Raw genomic sequence first — 14545 nt, forward strand, 5'->3', positions numbered from 1 at the left:
TGTTCGAGCGGCATATGAGTGAATCTGTTCATTCGCCGCAATCAACCGCTAAGTTTATTGCAAGCTTAATTGCAGAAATTAGGCCGTCAAAGCCAAATCAGGTGGAAGCGGCCATCAAAGCGATTCAAGCGCTGTGTTATTTGCTCAACAGTCACCCTGAAAAAGCGCGCCAGTTGCGTGAGGCGATATTAAGACTATTAAGCGAACATAAACCTATTTCACTCTTCTTAGTAACCCGTCATTCCGCTTTTTCGGGGTTCTTTACTGAAATGCGGAGGCGCATAGGGCATAAGCTCTTACCTGAAGCGGTTGATGAGTCTTATCTCATTGATTTATTCGCATGTTTTTTCACTAAAACCAGCGATGAGTTATGGGTGCAGGCTGTACCTGATGAGGTTTGGGAGCAGCTTATCGTAGCAATAAGGTTCAATGAGGCTACTACTGATATTACGGAACCTATTATTGAATCATGCCGACAGAATTTTTTGGCCGCGACTCAGGTGCTTTCATACCGAATAGCGGCTTTAGGCTTAGAGCCTGAGCTGTTACGCAATCACCCTGAACTTGAGCAACATACTTCACCATTTATAGCGCAACAAATAGAGTTGGCTGAATTTCTGGCATCGCCAGATGCAGATACTCATGAGTTAAATTCAAAAAGTAACGAGACTGATATCAAGCATATTTTAGTGATGCTGAATCAGTGTAGTGAAGTGGTCATGAAAATTCGACGTAATAGTGCGGTTGTTGGTACCAGCATACAATTGACTTTTATGTTGCAGAGAATGGCGCAACAAGTGAGCCGATTAGAAACGCTATTAGAGATTCTTGACCACACCAGCAGTGATGTTAGTGACAAAAATCAAGAGACAAGGCCTAAAGATGCTCACTCTAAAGCGAATCTAAAAATCGTTCAGCTTTTCAAAGAGCTGGTTTATAGCGAATGCCATAAAAACGACGTTAGTGAACACTGGCGTGAGAATATGGAAGTGATGGCGCTACGTGTGACTGAAAATGCAAGCCGTACAGGTGAACATTACATCACAGGCAATCGTAGCGAATACTTTGCATTAATGCGCTCAGCAATGGGAGCGGGCGTTATTATTGCCTTCATGGCAATGATTAAAATCACACTTGCCAAACAGCACATGGCGCCGCTGACTGAGGCCATTTCATTTAGTTTAAATTATGGCTTGGGTTTTATTTTAATCCATATATTACATTTCACTGTAGCGACTAAGCAGCCTGCTATGACGGCCGCTGCGATTGCCGCCAGCATTGATGCGACTGATATTAAGTCTAAGGAAATGGATAATCTGGTCGCGATGATTGCTAACACTATGCGTAGCCAGGTCGTCGCAATTTGTGGCAACGTTGTATTAGCAATACCTATCGCAATGTTGATTGCTTTTGGCACATTGCACTTAACTGGCCAACACTTTATTACGCCAGAAAAAGCACACAGCCTATTGGCTGATATTGATCCTTTGCATAGTGGCGCCTTACTTTATGCTGCTGTGGCGGGTGTTTGCTTGTTTTTATCGGGTTTAATTGCTGGCTACCATGATAATTTAGCGATTTATAACAAAATCCCTCAGCGCTTACGTGCCGTGACGTGGATGCAAAAACTTTTGGGTGTCGCACGGCTTAATCGCATTGCGAATTACGTAGAAAACAACTTAGGCGCATTGGCTGGTAACTTTTATTTTGGTTGTTTGTTAGGTGGCATGAGCGCAATAGGCGTGTTATTTGGTTTGCCGTTTGATATTCGACACATTGCCTTCTCGTCAGCTTTTGCTGGTTATGCCGCTGTTGGCTTAGACTTTATGTTAAGTTGGCAAGCAGTTGCCTATATTGCATTGAGTTTGGTGTTAATCGGTTTTGTAAATCTTGCAGTAAGTTTCAGTTTGGCGCTTTATGTGGCTATGAAGTCGCGTAAGGTTCGTTTTAAGCAATGGCGATTATTGTTGGGTAATTTGGCAACCAGATTAAATCAACATCCAGGCGAATTCATTTTTCCGCCTAAAAAATCGACTGATAACACTATTGCTCATCATGAGTAAAACTCAACAAATTGCCAGCCCTGCGGATTCAGTAGCTAGTCACACCGCCTCGACTCACACTCCAATGATGCGCCAATATCTTGGCTTAAAAGCACAACATCCAGACATGTTGTTGTTTTATCGCATGGGTGATTTTTATGAATTGTTTTTTGAAGATGCTGAAAAAGCCTCGCGCTTACTTGGCATTACATTAACGCATCGCGGTAGTAGCAACGGTCAGCCTATTAAAATGGCGGGCGTGCCGTATCATGCGGCTGAAGGCTATTTGGCTAAGTTAGCCAAGTTAGGCGAAGCGGTTGCAATTTGTGAGCAAATAGGTGATCCCGCAACTAGCAAAGGCCCTGTTGATAGACAAGTCGCTCGTATTTTAACGCCAGGTACTTTAACCGATACTGCGCTGTTAGACGAATCTCGCGATAACCAGTTACTCAGCATCTTTCAAGCAGAAGGCGTGATTGGTTTGGCGCGTTTGAACCTTGCTTCTGGTACGTTTATTTTAAGCGAGATTGCAGTCGGGTTATTAGGCCAAGAGATTGAGCGCATTGCCCCCAGTGAGATTTTGCTGGCGGATGATTTTCAGCATACGGCAATTGCTTTAAGCAAAGTGGCTAAAAAGCGTTTAAGCCCATGGCAGTTTGATTTTGACAGCGCGTTTAATACCCTCACCAAACAGTTCAACACTTATGATCTGAATGGTTTTGGCTGCGGCAGTCTTAATCCAGCCATTTGTGCGGCGGGTGCTTTACTTGATTATGTGAAACACACGCAACGCACCACCTTACCGCATATCAACGCCATTTCGGTTGAAGTGACAAGTGCTTACGTTCAACTAGATGCTGCCACGCGCCGTAATTTAGAAATTGACATGACTTTGCGTGGAGAAGCTAGTCCCACCTTATACTCATTGCTTAATACCACGCAAACTGCCATGGGCGCACGGCTTTTGCGCCACTGGTTGCATCACCCATTGCAAGATAGAAATTTGGTGATGAAACGCCATGAAGCAGTGGCTGAGCTGATTCAGAATAATAGTTACACAATGTTGCCGCTAAAGAATATGGGCGATATAGAGCGCATCACAGCCCGCATTGCCCTTAAGACAGCTAGGCCGAGAGATTTATCGGGCTTGACTGCAAGTTTGCAGCAACTACCTTTACTGCAAGAACAATTGCAAAGCTCACAAACCAGTTTGTTGCAAACACTGGGTTCAAGTTTAACGGCACCGAACGCGGTTGTAAGTTTGCTGATTACTGCGATTAAAGCTGAGCCTAGCGTTGTGTTGCGTGAAGGTGGCGTGATTGCTGATGGATACGATGCTGAGTTGGATGAGTTACGGGCCTTGCAAAATAACCATGGCGAATTTCTATTGCAATATGAAGCGGCCGAAAAAGCCCGCACAGGCATCACTAATTTAAAAGTTGAGTACAACAGTGTGCATGGCTTTTATATTGAAATGAGTCGTACGCAAGCGGAAACCGCCCCTGCAGAATATCGACGTCGCCAAACGCTTAAAAATGTTGAGCGCTTCATCACGCCCGAGCTTAAAGCGTTTGAAGACAAAGTACTGAGCGCGAATGACCGCGCACTCGCGCGCGAGAAGCTGCTTTTTGCCGAAGTGCTAGAGAAGCTAATGCCGTTTATCGTCGCCCTGCAGACCAATGCTGGTGCGGTTGCTAGCTTAGATGTATTAAGTTGCTTTGCAGAACGAGCCGAAACGCTCAATTATGTAGCTCCTGAATTCATTACAGAAGCGGGCATTCAAATTGTAAATGGTCGCCATCCTGTGGTTGAAAGTATCGCCCAGCCCTTTATTGCCAATGATGTGGCGTTAAATCCCTATCGCCAGTTGTTGCTCATTACCGGCCCAAACATGGGTGGTAAATCAACCTTTATGCGGCAAACCGCGTTGATTGTATTGCTGGCGCATTGCGGATGTTATGTTCCGGCAAGTTCGGCTAAAATCGGCGAAATTGATCGCATTATGACACGAATCGGCGCATCTGATGATTTGGCGGGTGGTCGTTCTACCTTTATGGTGGAAATGACAGAGACCGCTAACATTTTGCATAATGCGACTGATAAAAGCTTGGTTCTGCTAGATGAAATTGGTCGAGGTACTTCAACCTTTGATGGTTTAAGTTTGGCCTGGGCTGTGGCTAAGCAGTTGCTAGAGAAGAACCGCAGTTACACGCTATTTGCAACCCACTATTTTGAACTTACGCGCATTGTGGATGAGTTTAAACAAGCTGCTAATGTGCATCTAGACGCGGTTGAGCATGGTCATAATATAGTCTTCATGCATAAGGTTGAAGAGGGTGCTGCTAATCAAAGTTATGGCCTGCAAGTGGCGCAGTTGGCGGGTATTCCTAAATCGGTCGTAGCAAGTGCGAAGCGCAAACTACTGCAACTTGAGAGTCAAAATGTGGGGAATAACCATTCTCAAGTAGATTTGTTTGCAAGCGAAACAATTGCGCCAGAAATAGTGTTGCATCCAGTGGTTAATGCATTAGAAGGCGTTAATCCAGACGACTTGACGCCTAAGCAGGCTTTGGAAGTACTTTATCACCTAAAAACCTTTGTTTAAGTGTGTAATTGTAATTTTTTGATAACACGCTTTTAATCATTAGTAATGTTGTTCAAAAATGACTAGAATCTTTATGTAAATCGCAGAATCTACGCCTTAATTACTTTAACTAAAATTTGGTTCCGCATGCTCAGCCTAGTAAAACAAAAAATATTACAATTTTTAGTGACTCTTCCAGCCAAGATTTTTGCTGGATTGTTCATATTTTATTGTTTGTTTGGCTACTTTGCTGTGAACCCTTTGGCTAAGAAGCTTGTTCCTTGGGTAGCGGAAAAGAAATTAGCGAGTATAGGCAGTGTTGGCAAGGTGACTTTTGACCCTTTGCGTTTAAAAGCGACTATTGAAAACTTCAAACTAACAGAGAAAAGTGGGGCACCTCTAGCTGGTTTCACTAAGCTGGTTGTTGATTTTGAAGCGAGTGGCATCTTTAAAAGGGCTTGGAAATTCAAAGAAATCAATCTTGTTGATCCTCAAGCACTTATTGCCATCTCCCCACAAGGCAAGCTTAATTGGACAGATTTAATTGCCAAGTTAAATGAAGATAAAACGCCCCCTGACGATACGGTTCCACGATTAATTATTCAGCAGCTTTCTGTCAAGCTGGGTAATATCGACTATGTGGATGCTAGCCGAGCCACACCACTTAAAGCTGCAATCACCCCTTTAGATTTTGAACTTGGTCAATTTTCGACCTTGCCGCAGGATAGAGGTAATTACTTGATCGCCGCTAATTTTCCGGAGCAGGGTGGTACGCTTAAATGGAAAGGCAATATCGGCGTAAATCCAGTGGCTTCAAAGGGTTTAGTTGCGCTTGATGGCGTTAAACTAGCCAAGCTTATGAACATAGTTAAAGGCGTTAACTTGCCGTTAACAGTGAGCCAAGGCGATGCGCAGACGAGCTTTGAATATAACTTCTCACTACCAAACGATAAACCTAAGCTTGTACTGAATAACGTTGCATTAAATTTGAATAACATAGTTGGCGATGCTCCCAATGCAAAAATCAGCTTAAAGCAGGCTAATCTTACTATACCGCGCTTAGATTTTGTGATGAACAATGCGCCGCAACTACAGTTTCAAGATTTAAACATGAAGTTTGCAGATTTTGAGATCAAGAGCGGCAGTCAGTCTTTACTAGTTTTGCCGCAAGTAGCGGTTAATCATGTCAGTTTAGATTTAGCTGCACGTAATGCTAAGGTAGGACAAGTTCTTCTGCCACAAGGCTCAGTTAGTGCTGTGATGGGTAAAACTGGCACAGTCAATTGGCAGCAAGCGTTTGCTGCCCCTACTAATGAAAGCGAGCCTGCTAAAGCAGTTAGTTCGCAGCCAAGTCTAGCAAAAACTGCTAACACCACTGACATTGAAGCGCCGTTCACACTAGAAATAGCCGATGTGCAGTTGCAACATTGGAAACTTGCATATCTAGATCAAACATACTTAAATCCATTGCAAGCGAATGTAGCGGACTTTAATTTGAGCCTAGCACTCGCTATGCCCAAAGGTGAGGTGGCAATCACACAGATTCAAAGTAAAGCGACGGGTATTAGCGCGAAGTCAGCTGCAAATAAGCAAGTGGTGAGCTTGGATAATATTCAGCTCTATGATGGCGAAGTTAAGATGGCTGAACAAAAAGTAAGCATCCCTTCAGTGATTTTTAGCGGCCTTAAAACCCAGATTATTAAAGAAACCAATAAGCCGCTTAACTGGCAAACGATACTTGCACCAGCAACAAGTAGTGCTAATAATACAGTCGCAAATAAAACAAGTAATAAAGCTGATTGGGCCGTATCGCTTAAAAAGGTTGCACTTGAAAATGCAAATCTTCATATTGAAGATCGCAGTTTAACTACGCCAGTAGTGATGGATGTTGAGAAAATTAACGTAGAGGTGCGTGATGGTTCGTTGGACTTAACGCGAGTATTACCTATAAAAGCTGATTTTAAAGTTAAGCAAGGTGGTCAATTTAGTACGCAAGGTAAGCTCACGCCATTGCCATTTTCTGCTAATCTTGATGTAAAACTCAATCAGCTTTCACTTATTCCATTTGCGCCGTATGTCAATCAATTTGCTTTGCTGACACTCAATCAAGGTGCGGCAGATTTAACAGGTAAGCTCGCAGTAAAAAATAGTAAAGTCCTAGCGCTTAGCTTTAATGGCGGCTTTGATGTTAATCATCTGAATGTTGTGGAAGAGGCAAGCGGCGCACCATTCTTAAGCTGGGATCGTCTTGGCAGTCGTAGTCTGCAAGTTTCGCTGGCACCCAACCGTCTACAGTTGGCTGAATTGCAAATAGTCAAACCTGTAGGCAAGTTTATTATCAATCAAGATAAAAGTTTGAATGTGACAAAATTTCTGCGCAATCAGCCTGCTACTGTGCTAGTTGCGCCGACGAAAGTCGCTGTAGTAGCAGCTGAACATAAAGCATTGCCTGCTAGCGACGGTATGCTAGATAGTGCTAAATCTTCGATTGCGAGTAAAGGAAAAACTGCAGATGACAAATCGTTTGCACCACCGCCTTTATCAGCTACTGCGCAAGCGGAAGCCTTTCCTATCAATATCGAAACAATCAGAATTGACAATGCCGCACTAGAGTTTGCCGATCTGTCACTGGTTCCTCAATTTGGTACTAATATTCATTCGCTCACTGGTGTGATTAATGGAGTGTCAACTAACGCTGCTTCTACCGCACAAGTGGAGTTAGACGGTCGCGTGGACGACTATGGTGCGGCGCGTATTCGTGGTTCTCTACAACCATTTAACGTCACTAATTTTACTGATTTGAAATTATCGTTCACCAACATAGAAATGAACCGGCTCACGCCATATTCTGGAAAGTTTGCAGGTCGGCGTATTGATTCAGGCAAGCTTTCGGTTGATTTGGAATACAAAATCAAGCAGCGCCAATTAGCAGGCGAAAACAAATTTGTGATTAACAAATTAAAATTAGGTGAAAAAATCAAAAGTGCAGATGCTGCTGATTTACCGCTGGATTTAGCCATTGCCATTTTAGAAGATAGTGACGGTGTCATCGACTTAGAATTACCTATCACAGGTAGTTTGGATGATCCACAATTTAGCTATGGAAGTATCGTATGGAAAGCCATTAGAAATGTGCTTGGCAAAATCGTCACTGCGCCATTTCGCGCTTTAGGTAAATTGTTTGGCGGTAGTGGTGATAAGCTAGAAGCGATTACTTTTGAAGCTGGCGGGGCGGTGCTTAGCCCGCCAGAGCTTGAAAAAATTAAAATGGTCAGCACTGCATTAGCAAAAAGACAAGGCTTAGCACTTGGCATCGTGCCTGCTTATGATGAAGCCTTAGATATACCTGCAATACAAGAACATGCAGTGCGTGGCAAGGTGGCGGAAGAAATGGGACTTACATTGGCAGAAGGTCAGGCTGCAGGACCAATCGATTTGAATAATGCTAAGGTACAAAAAGCTATTGATAATCTTTACGATACGCTTACTAAAAAGAGCTTATTGAAAAAACTGGCCTCAAAGTTAGAAAAACCCAAAGAAGGGCATTACGAAGAGGCTTTAGAGAAACTGACGGCCAGCATACAAGTATCAGACGCTGACTTAAAAACATTAGCTAAATCTCGTGGAGAAGCAATACAAAGAGCCTTGTTAGCGGCTGGCGTTAGTGTAGACAGAATGCATATAGACGCACCAGAAAAACACAAGGGTGATGGGAATGCAAAAGATGTAAATACTAGGCTAACCTTAGATGTTAATCAAAAAGTGTCAGTCAAAGCAGAGTAGCAAAAGTCTCGCTAATATTAAACAGCAATAAAAAAAGCACTCATCAAGAGTGCTTTTTTATTTGTTCCTACTTTATAACATCAAAGTCTAAAAACTTCTTAGTGGTGATGACCGCCAGCGCCGTGCACGTGTTGATGCGTTACTTCTTCTTTATTTGCTACGCGAACATCAGTGACGGTTGCTGTAAAGATCAAACGCTCACCAGCCCAAGGATGGTTACCATCAACCACAACTTTGCCATCTGCGATTTCAGTGACTGTGTATAGAATCACTTCACCAGTTTCGTCTTCACCTTCAAACTGCATGCCGACTTTTAATTCATCCGCTGGAAAAGCGCTAGCTGGTTCGATTTGCACTAACTCTTCGTCGTACTCACCAAAGCCATCTACAGGTTGTAAATCCACAACCACAGAGTCGCCCACATTTTTACCGTGCATGGCTTCTTCCACTTTTGGGAAAATATTATCGTACCCGCCGTGCAGGTAAGCTACTGGATCTGTGCTGGATTCAAGCACGTTGCCATCAGCATCTTTAAGTTCATAAGTCATTGTTACTACAGTGTTCATGGCAATTTGCATGGTGTATCCTTGTCCTAAGCTAAAGTTCTAAATCAAAGTTTGTAAAAAATATTGGGTAAGATTTTAATCTATTTTTGTAAAGCGTGTTTAATTTTAAGTGTTGAATGTGACAGTTAAACTTAACGACCTCGGCCACCGCTTCTGTGTGTGCTGTTTGGGTTAGTGTTCGTTCTGCCGGCATTACCGCGGCCTTCATTAGGGCGTGCAGCATTTTGTCGATTAGGTTGATGACGACTTGGACTTGGCGGAACAAATAAAGCTGGTTGTGGCATTGCTTGGTGGCGCGCAGCTTCTGACATATTCCTTGTGTTTTCGCCTTGCGCAGGTCTAGCTTTGTTGCCTTGTGCTGGGCGACCCTCTGTATTTGTTCTTGCATCGTTTCTTGGTGCTTGGCCGTTACGCTGACCATTGCCTCGGTTTTGATTGCGACCAGCATTAGGGGTCGCGCCATTGCCTTCAGTACTAGCTGGCACATGCGCCTTACGTTGCTGACCTTGGCCATGTCCGCGTGGCGGTCTACCGTGAGCTTGCGTTGAACGAGGCGCTTCTGGTTCAGGCTTGTCAGATGGCGTGAAGCCTTCAACTTGCACCTTTGGAATCTCGCGTTTAATCAGCTTTTCAATATCTTTAAGCAGCTTCAATTCTTCGCGATCTACTAATGAAACCGCAGCACCACTGCTACCTGCTCGGCCTGTACGACCAATGCGATGTACATAATCCTCTGGTACGTTAGGCAATTCAAAATTCACGACTTGCGGTAATTGGTCAATGTCTAATCCGCGTGCCGCGATATCAGTCGCTACAAGCACGCGCATCGTGCCGTCTTTAAATTGCGCTAATGCTTTAGTCCGTGCGCTTTGGCTCTTGTTGCCGTGAATGGCTGCGGATTGAATACCATCTTTCACCAGTTTTTCAGCCAAACGATTCGCGCCATGTTTGGTGCGAGTGAATATTAATACTTGCTGCCAATCATTTTGCTGAATGAGATGGCTCATTAACTCGCGTTTATGGCCTTGCGCAACCATGTGTACAGTTTGTTCTACTAACTCAGATGCAGTATTGCGGCGAGCCACTTCAACAAAGCCAGGATTGTGCAATAAGCCATCGGCTAAGGCTTTGATTTCGTCAGAGAAAGTTGCAGAGAATAATAAGTTCTGGCGTTGCTTAGGCAGCATCGCCAATATTTTTTTGATGTCGCGAATAAACCCCATGTCCAACATGCGATCAGCTTCATCTAGCACTAAAATCTCAATGCCTGACAAATCAACGTTCTTTTGGTTGGCGTGATCAAGCAGTCGACCTGGTGTAGCAACTAGAATATCCAGTGGTTTTTTCAAACGTGCGATTTGCGGATTAGCATTCACACCACCAAATATCACGGTAGAAGTCAGCGGCAGATATTTGCCGTACACTTTTACAGATTCTTCAATCTGTGCCGCAAGTTCACGCGTTGGTGTGAGCATCAAGCAGCGCGGGCGACTCTTTACGACTTCACTCAAAGGTTTTTGGCTAAGCAAATGTAAAATCGGCAAGGTAAAGCCTGCTGTTTTACCTGTGCCGGTTTGCGCACCAGCCAGTAAATCGCCACCGCTTAATACTTGCGGTATCGCTTTAGATTGAATTGGGGTTGGGGTGGTATAGCCTGCATCGTTAATTGCACGCAAAATGGGTTCAGATAAGCCTAACTCGTTAAAGTTAAGGATTGTTTCAGTTGTCAAAGTATAAAGCTCCAGCTTGGAATTTAAGCCGACCTATTACTTATGAAGCAACACCAATCGAGGTAGGCAAATGTAATAATCATTCAGGTGATTTGAAAATCAAGAAGATTAAGCGTCAGGACCGCTACGCTGATTGGTTGGCATAGGGCTAGTATTTCTACAGGCATTATACGGTGAATTTCAATTAAAGCTAGCGAGATGTTGGTTTAGTTTTTTGTATAAGAAAATGTAGTTTTTTTAAAAATCAACATTTAAATTTAGCAAATCGTTTAATTAAATGATTGACTAATTTATCTGCATTTGTAACAAAAGTGCTTTCCACAATATCTGTGGATAACTCTGTGATTATCTGTGAAATGCAATCGTAACATGGCGTTCTATAAGGGTTTTGTAAAAATCGTATAAATAGTAATCATTTAATTTTATACAATAAAATCAATGTGTTACGTTTATAGTTTAGATTACTACGATTTATCTTGCACACTTAATGTAAAACTTTAAGTGGTGTGAATAACTTAGCAAAATTTTGATTAATTTTCAAAAAATGGCTTCTAGTAATATCAACCACTTACAAACTATTTACTTGATTGTTACAACTCTAAATCTGTCACTAAGTTCAAGTATTATTAAGTTTAAATATTAGTAGTATCGATGTTCGTGTCGCCAATTCCAAGGTGCAATAGGCTTTTTATCCGCCCAAAGCCCTAGCATGTGTCGACGTGCATTTTTTTCAGCGTTCTCAATTGTCGTGTCGCTAGAGTATTGGGTGTAAAACCAAGCTAAGCCATGTTCGGCTAAATAATAACTAGCATCAATGCCATTGCACTCTAGTTTGCCTAGCGAACGCTGGTATTTGTCTATGCCAGATATTTGTACGGCGACAATGATATTTTTGCCTTTACATAGTTTCATGAGTGCGCGGCGGGATTTTAAACCGTAACTTTGGTTGCGCTCTGGGGCATCTATGCCAGTTAGGCGTAATTTGAATTCATCTTGTGAGTCGTTAGAAGCGATAGGGCGCAACTTAACCGTATCGCCGTCATACACGTAAGTGACTGTGTAAGTGCTTTCTTCAGCTTGGCATGTTGTGATAGAAAGACATAGGCAAATACAGGTGAAGCAAATTCTAGAAATCAACGTGGAGACTCTTTGCGTGACTCACTCATTGTCTAGTAGGCTGTCATAGTTGGAAGGTTCAAGCACTGTGGGAATAGGTTCTGCTTCCAAGTTTGTATGGTCTTTACTGTAATGCAAGCCGCGACTCTCTTTGCGTGAAATGGCGCTTTCAACAATGAGTTCAGCCACCTGTAATAGGTTACGTAGTTCGATTAAGTCGTTGCTGATTTTGAAGTTGCTGTAGAACTCATAGACTTCATCACGCAGCATGTGAATGCGATGTAGGGCGCGACTTAGTCGCTTGTCGGTACGTACAATACCCACGTAGTTCCACATAAAGCGACGCAGCTCGTCCCAAGTATGTGTAATCAGCACTTCTTCGTCCGCATCGGTTACGCGACTTTCATCCCAATAAGGTAATTGTGGCGATGGTTTTGTTGGCTGGCTGAGAATGTCTTTTGCCGCCATTTGACCGAATACCAAGCATTCAAGTAGCGAGTTACTAGCAAGGCGATTGGCACCATGTAAGCCAGTACAAGCGGTTTCACCCACAGCGTACAAGTTTGCAATGTCTGTGCGGCCTTTGTCATCTGTCATGACGCCGCCGCAGGTGTAATGCGCGGCTGGTACCACTGGAATGGGTGTCTTGCTGATGTCGATGCCGAATTCTAAACAGCGTTTGTAGATATTGGGAAAATGCTCTTTGATGAAAGATAAAGGTTTATCGGTAATGTCTAAATAGACACAATCTAAACCGCGCTTTTTCATTTCAAAGTCAATGGCGCGGGCTACCACATCACGTGGCGCGAGCTCTAAGCGCTCATCATGATCAAACATGAATCGCGTACCATCGGCAAGTTTTAATAATCCACCTTCACCGCGCACCGCCTCGCTAATCAGAAATGATTTGGCATGAGGGTGGAATAAGCAGGTGGGGTGAAATTGTATAAACTCCATATTCGCCACACGGCAACCGGCGCGCCATGCCATGGCAATGCCATCACCTGTACTAATGTCTGGATTCGTGGTGTAAAGGTATACTTTACCTGCGCCACCTGTGGCTAAAATAGTGTTTTGTGCAGCAATGGTCAGTACTTTGCCTGTGCTTTTATCCAGCACGTATGCGCCTAGGCAGGTGTTGTCATCTGTGGGTTCAATCTTGGAACTATCCACTTTATTTTGATTGATTTTGCTTGTGGTAATCAAATCAACGGCAATGTGATATTCCATTAAAGTGATGTTTGGATGCTGCTTCACTTTATCTGAAAGCGTCATTTGCACTGCGTGGCCAGTCGCATCAGCCGCATGAATAATGCGGCGGTGACTATGCCCGCCTTCACGGGTTAAATGGTAACCAGAATTATCATGTTCGCGTGTAAAACCAACACCCTGTTCAATTAGCCATTCAACAGACTCTTTAGCATGCTCCGCGACCATTCTTGTCACGGCTTCATCACATAAGCCGCCACCTGCGACTAAAGTATCTCGTACGTGATTTTCTATTGAATCTTCATCATTAAGTACTGCAGCAATACCGCCTTGCGCCCAATCACTGGCGGTATCGTTAATACTACGTTTGCTGACCAAGCAGACATTCTTATGTTCTGCGGTTCGCAGCGCTAAAGTTAAGCCCGCAAGGCCGCTGCCAATAATCAGTACATCAAATTGCTGCATAGTATTTTTAGTATAAATTTTGAATAAATGAAATGCTGTTTTGAAACAAACTCTGGAACTAATGAGAGTGTATCGCTGTCTTTAAAATAGGCAATAGATAAGCTCAAATAAACCTAGTAAAAGCAATAGGAAAACAGTAGTCAACAATTGAATTGTAGTTTTGTGTCGTTGCTGAGAGGAAACTTAATGATGCGTATAGGTAATATAGTCGAATTCACTCAACTAAACTTGGTACAAAGTTTAGTACAACCCGCTGTGCAAGGTTATACTGCGCAGAGTGAAAAGAGTGTGAGTAAGAAAAACACAAATGAGCTTGCAATTGAGCAGACCAAACCTAAAGGAAGCCTAAGCGTAGTGTCCGTTAATCCAATATCTGGAAATCGCGAAATTGACCATGAGCTGGTGCTACGTGCACAGCGTGGAGATAAGCGCGCGTTTGGTATGTTGGTCGACAAGTATCAGCGTAAATTGGCGCGTCTACTATCTCGCATGGTGCGCGATCAATCTGAAATTGAAGATATTGTGCAAGACACCTTTATCAAAGCGTATCGAGCATTACCGAACTTTCGTGGCGATAGTGCCTTTTATACTTGGCTGTACCGCATCGGTATTAATACTGCAAAAAATTACTTAGTTTCTATGGGTCGCAGGCCAACCGTAAGTACAGGCGTCGAAATTGAAGATGCTGAAAACTTTGAAGATGGCGATGAGTTACGCACAATGGAAACGCCAGAGTCATCCATGATGACTAAGCAAATTGCGCAAACTGTGAATGACACTGTCGCCAGTTTGCCTGAAGAGTTGCGAACAGCCATTACCTTGCGTGAGATTGAAGGCCTAAGTTATGAAGAAATCGCAACGATTATGAACTGCCCTATCGGCACGGTAAGATCACGTATTTTCAGGGCACGCGATACAATTTCACTTAAATTAAAGCCACTTTTAGATACGCCTGATAATAAAAGATGGTAGTGAGATTTTTAGATTTTAAAAAGCATAAAATTAGCATTAAGTGAAATAGCTTTTTAAGATACAAGGGTTGAGATTAAC

The 14545-nt window shown here is 43.2% G+C and carries 9 protein-coding genes; 5 read left to right on the plus strand and 4 right to left on the minus strand.

Annotated features, from left to right (window positions below):
- Positions 1 to 14: 14 nt before the first annotated feature.
- From PSU72_RS08385 to PSU72_RS08395, 3 genes are all read left to right on the plus strand, one after another.
- A complete protein-coding gene (locus tag PSU72_RS08385) occupies positions 15 to 2063 on the plus strand; it encodes a site-specific recombinase (protein ID WP_300431874.1) in 2049 nt (682 codons plus the stop codon).
- Between the two features lie 64 nt (positions 2064 to 2127).
- Positions 2128 to 4647, plus strand: coding sequence for a DNA mismatch repair protein MutS (gene mutS / locus PSU72_RS08390; RefSeq protein WP_300432508.1), 2520 nt, complete (start codon positions 2128 to 2130; stop codon positions 4645 to 4647).
- Positions 4648 to 4773: 126 nt separating this feature from the next.
- On the plus strand, positions 4774 to 8409 hold the full coding sequence (locus PSU72_RS08395) for a DUF748 domain-containing protein (protein ID WP_300431875.1): 3636 nt from the start codon (positions 4774 to 4776) through the stop codon (positions 8407 to 8409).
- Positions 8410 to 8507: 98 nt separating this feature from the next.
- Here PSU72_RS08395 and PSU72_RS08400 read toward each other — a convergent pair whose 3' ends face one another.
- Positions 8508 to 8987: a peptidylprolyl isomerase gene (locus PSU72_RS08400; RefSeq protein ID WP_300431876.1), complete on the minus strand. Its 480-nt coding sequence runs from the start codon at positions 8985 to 8987 to the stop codon at positions 8508 to 8510.
- A gap of 119 nt (positions 8988 to 9106) precedes the next feature.
- Positions 9107 to 10705 carry a DEAD/DEAH box helicase gene (locus PSU72_RS08405; protein WP_300431878.1) on the minus strand — a complete coding sequence of 533 codons (1599 nt, stop codon included), beginning with the start codon at positions 10703 to 10705 and terminating at the stop codon, positions 9107 to 9109.
- Here PSU72_RS08405 and PSU72_RS08410 point away from each other — a divergent pair.
- Positions 10699 to 10851 (plus strand): hypothetical protein, encoded by a 153-nt coding sequence (locus PSU72_RS08410; RefSeq protein ID WP_300431879.1) that lies wholly within the window; start codon positions 10699 to 10701, stop codon positions 10849 to 10851. The genes PSU72_RS08405 and PSU72_RS08410 overlap by 7 nt on opposite strands.
- 493 nt (positions 10852 to 11344) lie before the next feature.
- Here PSU72_RS08410 and PSU72_RS08415 read toward each other — a convergent pair whose 3' ends face one another.
- Both PSU72_RS08415 and nadB read right to left on the minus strand, forming a co-directional pair.
- Positions 11345 to 11842, minus strand: a complete 498-nt coding sequence (locus PSU72_RS08415; RefSeq protein WP_300431880.1) for a thermonuclease family protein — start codon at positions 11840 to 11842, stop codon at positions 11345 to 11347.
- Positions 11843 to 11863: 21 nt separating this feature from the next.
- A complete protein-coding gene (gene nadB, locus PSU72_RS08420; RefSeq protein WP_300431881.1) occupies positions 11864 to 13495 on the minus strand; it encodes an L-aspartate oxidase in 1632 nt (543 codons plus the stop codon).
- Between the two features lie 186 nt (positions 13496 to 13681).
- On the opposite strand from nadB, the gene rpoE reads away from it, so the two are divergent.
- Complete coding sequence (rpoE, locus tag PSU72_RS08425; protein WP_300431882.1) at positions 13682 to 14467, plus strand: RNA polymerase sigma factor RpoE; 786 nt, start codon at positions 13682 to 13684, stop codon at positions 14465 to 14467.
- Positions 14468 to 14545: the final 78 nt, after the last annotated feature.

The sequence above is a fragment of the Methylotenera sp. genome (assembly GCF_029945535.1).
In the GTDB taxonomy this organism is placed as follows: domain Bacteria; phylum Pseudomonadota; class Gammaproteobacteria; order Burkholderiales; family Methylophilaceae; genus Methylotenera.

Bases quoted from the DNA above. Each gene is read 5' to 3' on its own strand.
- rpoE (WP_300431882.1), top strand. From the start codon at position 13,682: ATGATGCGTATAGGTAATATAGTCGAATTCACTCAACTAAACTTGGTA.
- nadB (WP_300431881.1), bottom strand. From the start codon at position 13,495: ATGCAGCAATTTGATGTACTGATTATTGGCAGCGGCCTTGCGGGCTTA.
- PSU72_RS08385 (WP_300431874.1), top strand. From the start codon at position 15: ATGAGTGAATCTGTTCATTCGCCGCAATCAACCGCTAAGTTTATTGCA.
- mutS (WP_300432508.1), top strand. From the start codon at position 2,128: ATGATGCGCCAATATCTTGGCTTAAAAGCACAACATCCAGACATGTTG.
- PSU72_RS08400 (WP_300431876.1), bottom strand. From the start codon at position 8,987: ATGCAAATTGCCATGAACACTGTAGTAACAATGACTTATGAACTTAAA.
- PSU72_RS08395 (WP_300431875.1), top strand. From the start codon at position 4,774: ATGCTCAGCCTAGTAAAACAAAAAATATTACAATTTTTAGTGACTCTT.